The 13,563-nt window shown below is 41.8% G+C and carries 12 protein-coding genes and 1 rRNA gene; 7 read left to right on the top strand and 6 right to left on the bottom strand.

The window, feature by feature from the left end; genetic code table 11:
- Positions 1–141: 141 nt before the first annotated feature.
- The 3 genes from FKZ59_RS10425 to FKZ59_RS10415 form a co-directional block, all read right to left on the bottom strand.
- The gene (locus FKZ59_RS10425) at positions 142–810 is read right to left on the bottom strand and encodes a response regulator (protein WP_141602697.1); all 669 of its coding nucleotides are present in this window, start codon (positions 808–810) and stop codon (positions 142–144) included.
- Positions 807–2,291 carry an ATP-binding protein gene (locus FKZ59_RS10420; RefSeq protein ID WP_141602696.1) on the bottom strand — a complete coding sequence of 495 codons (1,485 nt, stop codon included), beginning with the start codon at positions 2,289–2,291 and terminating at the stop codon, positions 807–809. Before FKZ59_RS10420 ends, FKZ59_RS10425 begins: the two co-directional genes overlap by 4 nt.
- A gap of 275 nt (positions 2,292–2,566) precedes the next feature.
- Entirely contained in the window at positions 2,567–3,754 is a 1,188-nt protein-coding gene (locus FKZ59_RS10415) for a MalY/PatB family protein (protein WP_141602695.1), read from the bottom strand.
- 107 nt (positions 3,755–3,861) lie between these two features.
- On the opposite strand from FKZ59_RS10415, the gene FKZ59_RS10410 reads away from it, so the two are divergent.
- Together FKZ59_RS10410 and yugI are read left to right on the top strand one after the other, a co-directional pair.
- Complete coding sequence (locus FKZ59_RS10410; protein ID WP_141602694.1) at positions 3,862–4,107, top strand: DUF1871 family protein; 246 nt, start codon at positions 3,862–3,864, stop codon at positions 4,105–4,107.
- A gap of 196 nt (positions 4,108–4,303) precedes the next feature.
- Positions 4,304–4,672 (top strand): S1 domain-containing post-transcriptional regulator GSP13, encoded by a 369-nt coding sequence (gene yugI, locus FKZ59_RS10405; protein ID WP_141602693.1) that lies wholly within the window; start codon positions 4,304–4,306, stop codon positions 4,670–4,672.
- 36 nt (positions 4,673–4,708) lie between these two features.
- On the opposite strand, the gene FKZ59_RS10400 is transcribed toward yugI, so the two are convergent.
- The gene (locus FKZ59_RS10400) at positions 4,709–6,010 is read right to left on the bottom strand and encodes an AAA-type ATPase lid domain-containing protein (RefSeq protein ID WP_141602692.1); all 1,302 of its coding nucleotides are present in this window, start codon (positions 6,008–6,010) and stop codon (positions 4,709–4,711) included.
- Between the two features lie 143 nt (positions 6,011–6,153).
- On the opposite strand from FKZ59_RS10400, the gene pruA reads away from it, so the two are divergent.
- From pruA to FKZ59_RS10385, 3 genes are all read left to right on the top strand, one after another.
- On the top strand, positions 6,154–7,707 hold the full coding sequence (pruA, locus tag FKZ59_RS10395; protein ID WP_141602691.1) for an L-glutamate gamma-semialdehyde dehydrogenase: 1,554 nt from the start codon (positions 6,154–6,156) through the stop codon (positions 7,705–7,707).
- Between the two features lie 236 nt (positions 7,708–7,943).
- The gene (locus tag FKZ59_RS10390) at positions 7,944–9,182 is read left to right on the top strand and encodes a Glu/Leu/Phe/Val family dehydrogenase (RefSeq protein WP_141602690.1); all 1,239 of its coding nucleotides are present in this window, start codon (positions 7,944–7,946) and stop codon (positions 9,180–9,182) included.
- A 111-nt stretch (positions 9,183–9,293) separates the two neighbouring features.
- Positions 9,294–10,457 carry an iron-containing alcohol dehydrogenase gene (locus FKZ59_RS10385; RefSeq protein WP_141602689.1) on the top strand — a complete coding sequence of 388 codons (1,164 nt, stop codon included), beginning with the start codon at positions 9,294–9,296 and terminating at the stop codon, positions 10,455–10,457.
- Positions 10,458–10,536: 79 nt separating this feature from the next.
- On the opposite strand, the gene FKZ59_RS10380 is transcribed toward FKZ59_RS10385, so the two are convergent.
- Together FKZ59_RS10380 and FKZ59_RS10375 are read right to left on the bottom strand one after the other, a co-directional pair.
- Positions 10,537–11,505 (bottom strand): cation diffusion facilitator family transporter, encoded by a 969-nt coding sequence (locus FKZ59_RS10380; RefSeq protein ID WP_141602688.1) that lies wholly within the window; start codon positions 11,503–11,505, stop codon positions 10,537–10,539.
- 14 nt (positions 11,506–11,519) lie between these two features.
- A complete protein-coding gene (locus FKZ59_RS10375) occupies positions 11,520–12,224 on the bottom strand; it encodes an MgtC/SapB family protein (RefSeq protein ID WP_141602687.1) in 705 nt (234 codons plus the stop codon).
- Between the two features lie 82 nt (positions 12,225–12,306).
- Between FKZ59_RS10375 and FKZ59_RS10370 the strand changes: the two genes are divergently transcribed.
- Both FKZ59_RS10370 and FKZ59_RS10365 read left to right on the top strand, forming a co-directional pair.
- Positions 12,307–13,206, top strand: coding sequence for a DMT family transporter (locus FKZ59_RS10370; protein WP_141602686.1), 900 nt, complete (start codon positions 12,307–12,309; stop codon positions 13,204–13,206).
- Positions 13,207–13,448: 242 nt separating this feature from the next.
- Positions 13,449–13,563 (top strand): 16S ribosomal RNA (locus FKZ59_RS10365); the annotation flags it as partial.

Genomic DNA, 13,563 nt, shown 5'->3' with positions numbered 1-13,563 from the left:
AGTAAATCAAAATCGAAAATTCGCAATATTGTGGTATTATTGGACATTTTGTTCTTTTTGGTATATAACAGTTTTTCCTGAAAAATAACTGTTATATCACATTTGGGGAGGCAAAAAAAAAAGAGCCATACAGCTCTTGGATCAGAGGGAATAGTATTTGGTTGGACGTCCAACTGTACCGTATTTTAAATCGATTTTTACTTCGCTGATGCTCGCAAGATAATCCAAATATTTTCTTACCGTGACCCTTGCCATGCCCGTATTTTGCGCCAATTGTTCGGCTGTGACGGGCTGGTTGATTTCCTTCAATTTGTCGGTTATTTGTTTCATTGTAATTTCATTCAATCCCTTTGGCAGTTCCTTTTGCTGCTCAAAAGTATTTCGATAGTATTCATCGATGTCATTTTGCTTCAATTCCGTCTTGTTGGTTAATTTTTTCCGGGATCGGGCATAATTCTCCAACGCTTGTTGGAACCGTTCAAAGCGAAAAGGTTTGACCAAATAATCAAAAGCCCCTAAACGCGTCAATTCCTGGACGGTTTTTGCATCCCGGGCTGCGGTAATCATAATGATGTCGACAGGGAGGCGGTCATTGCGGATTTTGTAAAAAAGTTCAAGCCCGGAAATATCCGGCAAATACATGTCCAATAAAATTAAGTCGGGCTTTTTATCCTTGATTGCATGATAGGCATGTTCGCCCGATTGCGCTTCACCAACAAGTGAGAACCCCTTTGTTTTCAATAAAAAACTTTTGTTTACTTCCAACACCATCGGATCATCTTCCACGATTAATACGCGGATATCGTTCATGATACATTCCCCCCAACTTTTACTATAATTGTTGTACCAACCCCTGGTTCCGAGAAGACTTTAATCTTTCCGTGATTCGAATCGACAATCTGCTTTACCAAAGCAAGTCCAATTCCATGGCCGTCCTTATTTTTCGTCGTGAAGCCGTAATCAAAAATCCGCTCCACCGGTTCCGGAATGCCTACTCCGTTATCTTGCACTTCGATGTATAGATAATGTTTGTCTCCCTGAATGAGAATATCGACAAACTTTTCCTCTTTGGAAAGGCAGGCTTCCATTGCATTATCGAGCAGATTGCCGATGATGGTGATCAGGTCGCCGCTGGAAAATCCGGTGACATAATCAAATAAATATGAATCATCACTTAAAGTCAGTTCGACTCCCAATTCCTTGGCTCTGGAAAATTTGCCGATCAGCAGGCCTTGAATGGAATAGTCGTGGATTTTGTCTTTAATTTTTTGAAAGACGCTTTCCTCATCCGTAATTTCATCCAGAATGAGACTGACGGCTTCCTCATTCCGGTTCAGTTGGATCAAACCTGCAATGCTATGCAGACGGTTGAGAAATTCATGATGTTGCGCCCGCAAGGTATCAACAAGCGTTTTTACGCCGGTTAATTCTTCCGCGAGCGTATGGGCCTCCTTCCGGTCGGTAATGACAATCAATGAACCGGCATTTTTCTCGCGGATTTTTAACGGAAAAATGCGGACCAGATACATTTGGTTAAACAGGGACAGCGGCCGGTAGCCTTCCTGTTTTTCCGATTGTTCTTCCGCCAGCCAAGTATCTTTGAACACTTCTTTCAGGGTTCCTTTTTTATCGAAAAAATGGGCATATTTTCTTGCCAAATGATTTGCATAAGTAATATTTCCATGGCCATCCGTAGCGAGGATTCCCACATCCATCGCCTGCATCATGGCGGAACGCTCTTCCACGATGCGAGCAATTTCGGATGGTTCCAAATTTAATGTTTGACGTTTGATATGGTTGGCGATGAAAATAGAGCCGACAAGACCAATGCATAATCCCCAAAATAACGCGATGAAAATGTCGGATTGATATTCTTCCACCAAACTCTTCCACTTCGGGGTAATGATTCCGACGGTGATGACTCCGACCTGTTTGGTGGCTTCGGGATTCATAATCGGAACGAATGCCCGGATGGAGAATCCCTGCACGCCGATCGCTTTGGAAATATATTCGTGCTGGGAATATGCTTCATTGTTTTTTATTTCCTCATTCACCGTTCCGATTTTGCTTTCGGAAGGATGGGAATATCGGACGCCTTTCATGTCGAAGATGACGATATAGTCGACATCCGTAGCCAACCGGATGCGTTCGGCGATCGGCTGGATGACTTCGAACCCTTTTTCCGTGCCAACCGATGTTTGAACTTCCTCCAATTGGGCGACAGTCCTGGCAATGGCGATGGCTCTTGAACCGAATTCCTTTTCAAAGGCGCCCGCAATATTATGGATCATAATAAAACCGCTCGTAGAGATAGAAAAAAGTACAATCACAAAAGAAAATAGGAACATGGTCAAACTGAGAGGAAGCTTCTTTTTCATCACTTTTTGATATTAACAACTCCATTTTCGTATCATTACGAATATATTTTTTTAACATTATATTATAAATAGAAGTTTGAACAAAAGTAGCAAAAAGCATAGGTATAAAAGAAAAAAAGCATCATTTTCCCGAAAGGAAAATGATGCTTTGGTTTTTGGCCATTATTATAACGGAAATAATTGTTATTTCACAATAGTGCTTTTTTAAACCGTTCAACGCCCTCTTTTACCGTTGCAAACGGACATGCCAAATTCATGCGCAAAAATCCTCTGCCGGCTTCGCTATATTTTGTGCCCGGTTCCAGCGCCAATTTCCCTTTGTTTAATAAACGGTCCATCATTTCTTTTTCCGATAGTCCCGTTCCACGGTAATCGATCCATACCAGATAAGTCGCATGAGGACGGATCACACGAACCCCATCTATTTGATTTAACTCTTTCTCCAAATAATCAATATTTTTGTCAACATATTGAATCATTTCATCGAGCCATTCGTCGCCTTTTTCATAAACCGCTTGAACGCCCGCGGCAGCAAGCGCGTTCCAATCGTCCAAACCGTGAGCGTTCTTATTCTGGATTAATTTTTTGCGCAATTTTTCATTTTCGGCAACGATGATGGCCGCATGAAGTCCCGCCAAATTGAAGGTTTTCGTCGGAGCAATGCAGGCAACGATTTTCGCCTGATCGGCCCCTTCCACTGTCATTGTAGGGATATGTTTGTATCCGTCAAAAACGATATCGGCGTGGATTTCATCCGAAATGAGCAGCACATCGTATTTGATGCACAGCTGGATCAATTTTTTAAGAGTTTCTTCCGACCAGACAACCCCGCCGGGATTATGAGGGCTGCACAGAATATAGGCCTTTACGCCATTTTTGAATTCTTCCTCCAATTTTTCAAAATCATATTCATAAATATTCTCTTTGCTTTCTGCCAGATTACATTCAACCACTTTCCGCTTCAATCCTTTTGGAATATTGAAAAACGGCGGATATACAGGAGTCGAAATGCATACTTTGTCTCCAGGCTCCGTGAAGGTTTCAAGAACGGTTGCGATGGCAGGAACGACGCCGCTGTGGAAAAGCAGGGCCTCCTTGCTTATATCCCAATTATGGCGGCGTTTGTACCATTGCCGGATCGCCTCTTTGCAATCGTCGCTGATGTAGGAATATCCGAAAATCGGGTGGTTCAGGCGTTCTTTAATGGCATCAATCACCACTTGAGGGACGGCGAAATCCATATCCGCCACCCACATCGGCAAAACATTATCCGCATCTTCCACATTGTATTTCGCGCGATAGCGGTCTTTGAATTTGTCCCATTTCAAACTGTTCGTATTTCTTCTTTCGTATATCTCATCAAAATTGATCGTCATCTCAATCACTCTTTTCCTTTTGATTTTTTCTTTAAATATGATGATAATATGATATCATAAGAACAAAAATCTGGAATTTGCAAGGTGAAATCGTGGAGAGCGCATGCATGAATCAAAAAGCCCATTCCGTTTTAAAGAAACGGGATCCTTTACAATTGGGCGAAGATGCTTATGATTTTGAAGCAGGCGATGTAGCCGCTGCGTTAGAGACCATAAATGATCCGACAGAATTGGCCAAGGTTATTCAAAGGGTGTACGAGCGCTCCTTTGAGATATGGATTCCCTTTGAAAAATGTGTAGAAATAGCTTACCAGTTGATTGCCATAAAATTTGAGGCTAAGAGTATTATATAAAAAAGTATCCTTTGTTTTAAGGGATACTTTTTACTTTTGTGTTTTTTGGCCATCCCTTCGCGGTTGTGAAAAGCGCTGGAATTGTTCATGAAAGTTGGAAGTTTTTTTCAAAATAGGGTGATTCTTTGTTTCGGTTTCATTCATTATGTTATAATTTAACATGAGACATATGCAGTGAAAGAAAGTAGGAACAAAAATGAAAAAAAAATACAAAGTGGGTGACGTTGTAACGGGAAAAGTAACCGGGATTCAACCATATGGGGCTTTTGTGGCATTGGATGAGTCGACGCAAGGCCTTGTGCACATTTCTGAAATCACTTATGGTTACGTTCGGAATGTGGAAGATTTTTTTAAAGTAGGGGACGAAATACAGGTGAAAATCCTTGATATAGATGAACGTAACGAAAAAATCAGTTTGTCTACACGCGCATTGCAAGATCCGCCACAAAAGAATATGGAAAAGAATCCGAAAAAAACTTTACAGGAACGTGTCAATGAACAGGATGCAAACGGTTTTCAGATGCTGAAAGAAAAACTTCAAGATTGGATTGAAAGAAGCCAATGAAAAACCCAAAAGCAAAATCGCTTTTGGGTTTTTTTTTTAGCTTTTTAATTTTCTTATGCGGTATTGCAAATTTTGTCTTGTCATTCCGAGCGCTTTTGCCGTTTTCGTAATGTTTCCGTCGTTCATTTTTAATGCATGTTGCAAGTAATATTTTTCCGCTTCTTTTAAATACTCATTTAATGGCAGCAATTCCTTTTCCGGCTGAAGAAGGAAAAATTCCGGTTTTTTCGTTTGGTCATTTTGTTGTTGCAGTTTAAAGCGAAAATGGAGCGGCAGCATTTCGTACGTAACATACTTTTCGTTTGTAATCATTGAGGATATTTCATCGAGCAACAGTTCCAGTTCCTTCAGATTTCCAGGCCAGTCGTATCGGAGAAAAAGTTCCATCACATCATCCGATAATCCCTGAATGTTGGAATTGAAGCGGTCCCGATGACGCGCAAAATAATCATCGATGAATGGTTTAATATCTTCTTTCCTTTCGCGCAAGGCGGGTATAGAAATGCTCATGGAGGCAAAATAATAATATAAGTCTTTTAATAATTGATGATTGCTGATCAAATCTATCGGGTCTCCGCCGACGCTGCCGATGATCATATGTTTTTCGGGCGGAAGGCTTTTTAAAATATTCAGTAATTCTTTTTGGACGGAAAGAGAATAAAATTCGAGCCGTTCGAAGAAAAAAGTATAACTTTTCTCTTGCGCTAAATATGTTTTGAGCCTTTCGATCTGATTCGGCCTGCGGCTAAAAAGCGTAACAAATTCATCGTTTTTCGGTTGCAGTTCATGGTGGATGCCTTCAGCAATCATGTCTTTTCCGGTCCCGGGTTCCCCGATTAACAATACGGGAATGCGGGCCCGGGCAGCCTTTTTGGCTTTTTCTTTCACGATTTGTATCGGCTTGGATATGGCTGTGATGACGTCGAATGTCAAAGGTTCACCGTATCTCCGCAACGGCTGATAGATCAATTTTTCCAAGGAGGTAATGTCGCGGGCAAATTGGATGGCGCCAATCAGTTTTTTTCCGTCGAAAATCGGGTACGTATCATTAATAGTAGTAATTTCATGGCCGTATTTGTTCCAGTAAGTTTGTTTTACATTCAACTCTTTCATGCCCGTTTTTAATACGCGCATCAATGAGCTGTCATTCAAACGAAAAGCAAAAAGCTCCAAAATGGTGCGGTCGGATATATCTTCAACATCAAAACCTTCTATTTCTTTCATTTTCCGGTTGTATAAAATCGTTCTTCCTTCCGCATCAACGGCATGAATGCCGACGGAAGCATGTTCAACTGCAAATTGATATAGATTCAGCAGTTGTTCTTTTGTTAAAGCCATAGGCAACACCTCAAAAATTTTTATTACGATTCTGTAATAAGTGTTGAAAAACGCAACAATATTTTGCATTATTATTATATATAAATCTGAAATGCGTGCAAATATTTTTTGCACTTATGGAATTAAAAAAGGAGGAGTTTCAAATGATTCCCTACAAACATGAGCCGCTAACAGATTTTTCGATTGAAGAAAATCGTCAAAAGTATCTTGATGCACTGAAAAAAGTGGAAAGTGAATTGGGCAAGGACTATCCGTTGATTGTGGGCGGTGAAAGAATTACAACAGAAGATAAAATCGTTTCTTATAATCCCGCGAATAAGACGGAAGTTGTCGGCCGAGTTTCAAAAGCGAATAAAGAAATCGCAGAAAAAGCGATGCAGGTTGCGGATCAAACATTCAATACTTGGAAAAAAGTCGATCCTGTAATTCGTGCTGAAATTTTGTTCAAGGCTGCAGCTATCGTTCGCCGCCGCAAGTTTGAACTTTCTGCCTGGCTGACGAAAGAGGCTGCAAAGCCATGGGCTCAAGCGGATGCTGATATTGCAGAGGGTATCGATTTCTTGGAATATTATGGACGACAAATGTTGGAATTGGCAAAAGGAAAACCGGTGGAAGAACTTCCTGGAACAATCAATAAATATGTTTATATTCCATTAGGTGTCGGCGTTGTCATTTCTCCTTGGAACTTCCCGTTCGCCATCATGGTAGGTACTACAGTAGCAGCGATGGTTACCGGAAACACGGTGTTATTAAAACCTGCTTCCGCCACTCCGGTAATTGCTTATAAGTTTATGGAAATCCTTGAGGAGGCGGGAATGCCGCCTGGAGTTGTAAACTATATACCTGGCTCAGGCGCAGAAGTAGGGGATTATTTGGTGGACCATCCTCGAACTCGTTTCATCAGCTTTACGGGTTCGCGCGAAGTGGGCGTTCGAATTAATGAACGGGCAGCCATCATTCATGAAGGTCAAATTTGGATTAAGCGAGTGATTGCCGAAATGGGAGGCAAAGATGCGATCGTAGTGGATGATGCGGAAAATGCCGATTTGGAATTGGCGGCCCAATCCATCGTGGCGAGCGCCTTCGGATTCAGCGGACAAAAATGTTCTGCCTGCTCCCGTGCAATCATTGTCGGTGACGAAGCGTACAATAAAGTGGTTGAGCGGGTTGCGGAATTGACAAATGAGCTAGTTGTAGGAGATCCTGCGAATCCGGAAACATATGTAAACCCTGTAATTGATGCAGGAGCATTCAAGAAAATCACAGAGTACATTGAAATCGGCAAGAAAGAAGGACGCCTGGTTGCCGGTGGACAGTATGATGATTCAAAAGGATATTTCATTCATCCGACGGTGTTTGCGGATGTGGATCCGAACGCAAGAATCATGCAGGAAGAAATCTTTGGTCCTGTTCTTGCGATGACAAAAGCAAAAGATTTTGATGAAGCATTGGAAATCGCCAATAACACAGTATATGGTCTGACAGGCGCGGTGATTTCAAATAACCGTTTCCACTTGCAAAAAGCCGCTGAAGATTTCCATGTGGGCAACCTTTACTTCAACCGCGGTTGTACGGCGGCCATTGTCGGATATCAGCCATTTGGAGGATTCAACATGTCCGGTACAGATTCCAAAGCGGGCGGTCCTGACTATCTGCTTCTTCATATGCAAGCAAAATCGATTTCAGAAACTTTATAAAATCAGCAAAAAAAGCAGACGTTTTTTGCGTCTGCTTTTTTTATGGAAAAGGTATTCTAAATCGTATTTACGGTAAATAAATTAATAAGTGAGGCTTGCAAGAAAAAATGGTTGTATAAGTGAACGGACATTATTAAAATGGAAATTACCTAGTACAATTAACACGATTTGCTTTTTTGTTGTGTTACTACAGAATTAAGAATAATAAATAATTGAGTTAAAAGAGGCGAGAGCGTATGGCTGAAAATCTTCTTGTTTCAACACAAGCAGTCATTAAAGAGGCATTATTCAGGCTTGGATATGATGAAGCGATGTATGAATTATTAAAAGAGCCGATTCGCATGTTGAAGGTGCGCATCCCCGTCAAAATGGATGACGGAACAACGAAAGTGTTTACCGGATACCGCGCGCAACATTCCGATGCGGTTGGTCCGACAAAAGGAGGCATCCGTTTTCATCCGAATGTCACTGAAGATGAAGTGAAAGCGCTTTCGATGTGGATGACATTAAAATGCGGCATTGTTGATTTGCCATATGGCGGCGGGAAAGGTGGAATCGTTTGCGATCCCCGTCAAATGTCAATGGGAGAGCTGGAGCGGTTAAGCCGCGGCTATGTCCGGGCGATTAGCCAAATTGTTGGTCCAACGAAAGATATCCCTGCTCCTGATGTCTTTACGAATGCGCAAATCATGGCCTGGATGATGGACGAGTACAGCCGGATTGATGAGTTCAATTCCCCTGGATTCATTACCGGGAAACCGATTGTTTTAGGCGGATCCCAAGGACGCGACCGGGCAACGGCGGAAGGGGTAACAATCGTCATTCAGGAAGCTGCGAAAAAGCGGGGAATTGACATAAAAAATGCCCGGGTAGTGATTCAAGGCTTTGGAAATGCCGGCGGTTTCCTTGCCAAATTTATGAGCGACTTGGGGGCAAAAGTCATCGGAATTTCCGACGCTTATGGCGCTTTATATGATCCGGAAGGGTTGGACATCGATTATTTGCTGGATCGCAGGGATAGTTTTGGCACGGTGACAACGCTGTTTGAGAACACCATTACAAATAAAGAATTATTGGAACTCGATTGTGATATCCTGGTTCCGGCAGCCATTGAAAACCAAATTACCGCTGAAAATGCACCAAATATCAAGGCAAAAATCGTCGTTGAAGCCGCTAACGGCCCGACGACTGCCGAAGCAACGAAAATCTTGACTGAGCGGGGCATTTTATTAGTGCCGGATGTGCTTGCTTCCGCCGGCGGGGTAACCGTTTCCTATTTCGAATGGGTTCAAAATAATCAGGGCTATTATTGGTCAGCGGAAGAAGTGAAAGAGAAACTGCGCGAACGGATGGTCAAAGCATTCGAAAATGTATATCAAACTGCCGAAAACCGGAATGTGGACATGAGGTTGGCAGCCTACATGGTAGGAGTTCGGCGCACTGCGGAAGCTTGCCGGTTCCGTGGTTGGGTGTAAAAATCAATACAAAGGAAAAAAACACCATTTTTCTTATATGAAAAATGGTGTTTTTTGTTTATGATAATAGTCAAGGGGGAGTAATAACGCAGAAAAGAAGGGAGAAGTTGCATGAATAATTTTACATTTTCCAATCCTGTGCGGTTGTATTTTGGAAAAGGGGAAATCATCAAATTAAAAAAAGAGCTGCCTAAGTATGGAAGGAACGTTCTGTTAGTCTATGGAGGCGGAAGCATTAAAAGAAACGGCATCTATGATGAAGTGATTTCAATCTTGAAGGAATTGGATTTGAACGTTTTTGAATTGAGCGGCGTGGAACCGAATCCCAGGGTGGAAACGGCGAGAAAAGGAATCGACATCTGCAAACGGGAATCCATTGATTTCGTTCTTGCGGTTGGTGGAGGTTCCGTCATTGATTGTTCGAAATTAATTGCCGCAGGGGCGAAACATGAAGAAGATCCATGGAAAATTGTCACAAACCAGGTGCATGTAAAAGATGCATTGCCATTGGGGACGGTCATTACCCTTGCAGCGACAGGCTCCGAAATGAATGCCAATTCTGTGATTACGAATGGTGAGACAGAAGAAAAATACGGTTGGTCCAGCGGAAAGGTATATCCGAAATTTTCGATATTAGATCCTGCATATACGATTACCGTGCCCAAAGAACAAACGGTCTATGGAATTGTGGACATGATGTCCCATGTCTTTGAACAATATTTTCATAATGCCAAAAATACATTGATTATGGATGAATTATGTGAAGGCGTGTTGAGGACCGTCATCGAAACGGCACCGAAGCTATTGGAGGATTTGGAAAACTACGAATTGAGGGAAACCATTTTACTGTCCGGAACAATTGCTTTAAATGGGATGCTTTCAATGGGATCGGATGGAGATTGGGCTACCCATCAAATTGAACATGCGGTTTCGGCGGTTTATGATATTCCGCACGGCGGAGGTCTCGCCATCCTTTTCCCGAACTGGATGAAACACGTTGTCCATGTTAATCCTGACCGTTTTGCCAGACTTGCTGCCAAAGTGTTTCAAGTCGATCCGTCCAATAAGTCGGCAGAAGAAGTGGCTTATGAAGGCATCGAACGCTTGCGGGCATTTTGGACATCCCTGGGAGCGCCAAGCCGTTTGAAGGATTATGGCATTGATGATTCGAAGCTGGATGTTTTAGTGGAAAAAGCGATGGCGAATGGTCCGATTGGCAGGTTTAAAGTTCTGCAAGAGAGCGATGTGCGGGAAATTTATAAAATGTCTTTATAAAGTGGAACAGGCTGTCCAGAAGCGCGACTTCTGGGACAGCCATATTTTTTATCAGAGTTCGGGAGTTTATTAAGTTGAATTAATTTGTTTCATGGTGATTCCATTCGGTAATATTGTCCTCTTTATCAAAAGCGATCATGACTTTTGTAACGCCTTTTTGGGCCAAAATCAATTCAACAAGATGGTCGCGCACCTGATCCAAATATTCAAGGGAAAGTGTCGGATTTGTTTCTGCAATCAGTTCAACATGGAGGAACTCGCCCTCTTTTACCACTTCAAGCCGTTCGATATCTTTGACATGGGGATCTTTCATGACCAGGTTTCCAATATGAATCAGCATTTCTTCATCGGTTTCCCCGATGGCTCCACGGGCATTATCAAGAAAGACCCTTCCCACGACAAAAAACATCATCGTCCCGATGATCATTGATACAATGCCTTCCAATTCATGAAATCCGGTAAAATATGCGATGACGATGGCCAGAAAAGCAAGCACGTTCCCTGAAGTCGCCACCGCATCCTCCATCCATACCAATTTTGTTGCCGGTTTTGCCCGTTTCAAATATACAGCCGATTTTGGTATTGATCCAAAAACGGAAGCAGATACTCCCGTTTCATGTAAAATTTCCTTTGCTGCTTTATGCAGAACAAAACTTTCCATTATAATTCCTATCAATAGGACTCCAAGGGCCAATAAAATCCCATCCGATTGTTTGACGGGATGTAGCACATGATGCAATCCTTCCCGGACGGTTTCATATGAAAGGATGCCGACAATGATGACAGCCCCTAAACAAACAAGGTTTACGACGCGGCCAAAGCCGTTGGGGAACTGTATTGTCGGGGCTTTTTTCGATAATGCTGAACCGACAAAAACGAAAAATTGGTTGGCGGCATCCCCCAATGAGTGCATCATTTCGGCAAACATTGCCACATTTCCGGTGAAAAAGTAGGCTATTCCCTTGATTATTCCCAAAAATAGGTTGACTAATGCTGCTATGAAAGATGGTTTGTTGCCGTTTTTTAGCAGTCTGGCTAACTCTCTCATCTATTTCCTCCAAACTACGACAATATTTCGATTTCGATTTTTTGAATGTATGGAAGGGCATGGAAAGTCTCAAAGATGGAATAAGTATTCTTTTTTAATAAAGTAGAAAAGCGAATATTCACCTCATAATTTAAATTTTCTCCGCTGATCCGAATATTATCAATAACCATACCATTATTTTCCATAAACTTCAATAAATCTTCGATATTTTCTTTTTTTGCAATGCCCGCTTTTAGCGAAAGTTCCCGCATGCGAATCCTTTTGGGCCCGATTTTCATCAGGAAAGGTGCGACAACTTTTATTCCCACTACTACAATGAGTACCGTAACAATCGCTTCCAAATAAAATCCTGCCCCAACCGCAATCCCGATTCCCGCGGCACCCCAGATGATTGCTGCGGTTGTCAGGCCTGTGATGCTGTCATTTCCTCTCCTTAGAATGACCCCGGCTCCTAAAAAGCCGATGCCGCTCACGATTTGGGCTGCAAGTCTCAACGGATCCATCGTTATATTAATTTCATCCCTTGGAGGGGTATTATATGCAGTATCAATCGAAATAATCGTCAACAAACAACTAAATGTGGATATTACCAAACTTGTTTTTAATCCCACAGGTTTTTTCTTTAGTTCCCTTTCAATACCGATAATTAAACTCAGCATTGCGGCGATGGCCAATTTCAGAAGATCTTCCTGCCGTATCATCATGATCAAAGTGTGCATTGTTCTTCCCCCTTTTCTATTGCGCATTCGTATTAAGCATGTAAAAATAATAATAAAAAAGAAACATCAGGAGCCTATATTGATGGAAAAACCTCCAGTTCATCCATATATCCCGATTGTCATCGGGATGATATCAATTTCATTCTCTGCGATTTTTGTCAAACTTGCACAAGCCGAATCGGGAGCCATTGCATTTTACCGGATGCTTTTTACGGTATTGATTTTGCTTCCGGCTTTTATTAAAAATCGCCTGCATGAATTAAAATTGTTATATCAAAGAGATTGGCTGTTTTCAACGGTTGCGGGCATTTTTCTGGCATTCCATTTCATTTTCTGGTTTGAATCTCTCCGTTACACTTCTGTTGCAAGTTCCACGGTTCTTGTGACAATGCAGCCCCTATTTGCTTTTATAGGAACTTATTTATTTTTTAAAGATTCTATCACCATGAAAACCCTTTTGTCCGGAGTTATCGCAATTTTGGGGAGCGTTTTAATTAGCTGGGGGGATTTTCGCCTAAGCGGCAACGCTTTATTTGGGGATATACTTGCCCTTATCGCTTGTGTATTGGTAACCGCATATTTTTTATTCGGACAAGAAGTCCGGAAGAGGGTATCTTTAATTACGTATACGATGGTGGTATATTCAATTAGTACAATATGTTTGTTTTTTTATGTATTCATAAAAGGAGAGTCCTTTGGCCCTTATCCTTTAATGACATGGGTATGGTTTTTGCTTCTCGCCATCATTCCGAATTTATTGGGCCATTCTTTGTTTAATTGGTCCATCAAATGGGTCAGCACCAATGTCATTTCCATCGCGGTGCTGTTTGAACCCATCGGCGCTTCCATATTGGCGCTATTCATTTTCGGTGAAAAATTGACTGCTTCACAAATCATTGGCGGACTTATTGTCATCCTGGGACTCATGTTGTTTGTTTTTGATTTAAAAACGTTGGTAAAATTTTTTAGAAAAAATGATTGATTTCTTCAGAAATATGTTTTATACTATTCCATGTCTTTAGCGGATGAGATTGTCTGTAAAACAAATTATAACAAACTGTTGACAAGAATATATGTTATATTTATAATTTAATAATTGTGTGAGTATTGATGGTTTGAACCTTGAAAACTGAACACCAAAGCGTTGATGCCAGAAACAATTCCGGTTTGCCGGCCCCGTCGGCGGACCGGATTCGGACAAACAATTTGAGTGAAATCAAATTCTTTTTGGAGAGTTTGATCCTGGCTCAGGACGAACGCTGGCGGCGTGCCTAATACATGCAAGTCGAGCGGACCTCATAGGAAGCTTGCTTTTTATGAGGTTAGCGGCGGACGGGTG

This window comes from Ureibacillus terrenus (assembly GCF_006569205.1).
GTDB lineage: Bacteria > Bacillota > Bacilli > Bacillales_A > Planococcaceae > Ureibacillus > Ureibacillus terrenus.
The sequence above is the reverse complement of the archived record's forward strand: the minus strand, read 5'-3'. Positions and strand labels throughout refer to the sequence as shown.

Excerpts from the sequence above, each read along its gene's own strand:
- FKZ59_RS10390 (WP_141602690.1), top strand. The coding sequence starts at position 7,944 with ATGGCTGAAAATCTTCTTGTTTCAACACAAGCAGTCATTAAAGAGGCA.
- FKZ59_RS10420 (WP_141602696.1), bottom strand. The coding sequence starts at position 2,291 with ATGATCCATAATATTGCGGGCGCCTTTGAAAAGGAATTCGGTTCAAGA.
- FKZ59_RS10380 (WP_141602688.1), bottom strand. The coding sequence starts at position 11,505 with ATGAGAGAGTTAGCCAGACTGCTAAAAAACGGCAACAAACCATCTTTC.
- FKZ59_RS10385 (WP_141602689.1), top strand. The coding sequence starts at position 9,294 with ATGAATAATTTTACATTTTCCAATCCTGTGCGGTTGTATTTTGGAAAA.
- yugI (WP_141602693.1), top strand. The coding sequence starts at position 4,304 with ATGAAAAAAAAATACAAAGTGGGTGACGTTGTAACGGGAAAAGTAACC.
- FKZ59_RS10370 (WP_141602686.1), top strand. The coding sequence starts at position 12,307 with ATGGAAAAACCTCCAGTTCATCCATATATCCCGATTGTCATCGGGATG.
- FKZ59_RS10425 (WP_141602697.1), bottom strand. The coding sequence starts at position 810 with ATGAACGATATCCGCGTATTAATCGTGGAAGATGATCCGATGGTGTTG.
- FKZ59_RS10400 (WP_141602692.1), bottom strand. The coding sequence starts at position 6,010 with ATGGCTTTAACAAAAGAACAACTGCTGAATCTATATCAATTTGCAGTT.
- FKZ59_RS10415 (WP_141602695.1), bottom strand. The coding sequence starts at position 3,754 with ATGACGATCAATTTTGATGAGATATACGAAAGAAGAAATACGAACAGT.
- FKZ59_RS10375 (WP_141602687.1), bottom strand. The coding sequence starts at position 12,224 with ATGCACACTTTGATCATGATGATACGGCAGGAAGATCTTCTGAAATTG.
- pruA (WP_141602691.1), top strand. The coding sequence starts at position 6,154 with ATGATTCCCTACAAACATGAGCCGCTAACAGATTTTTCGATTGAAGAA.
- FKZ59_RS10410 (WP_141602694.1), top strand. The coding sequence starts at position 3,862 with ATGAATCAAAAAGCCCATTCCGTTTTAAAGAAACGGGATCCTTTACAA.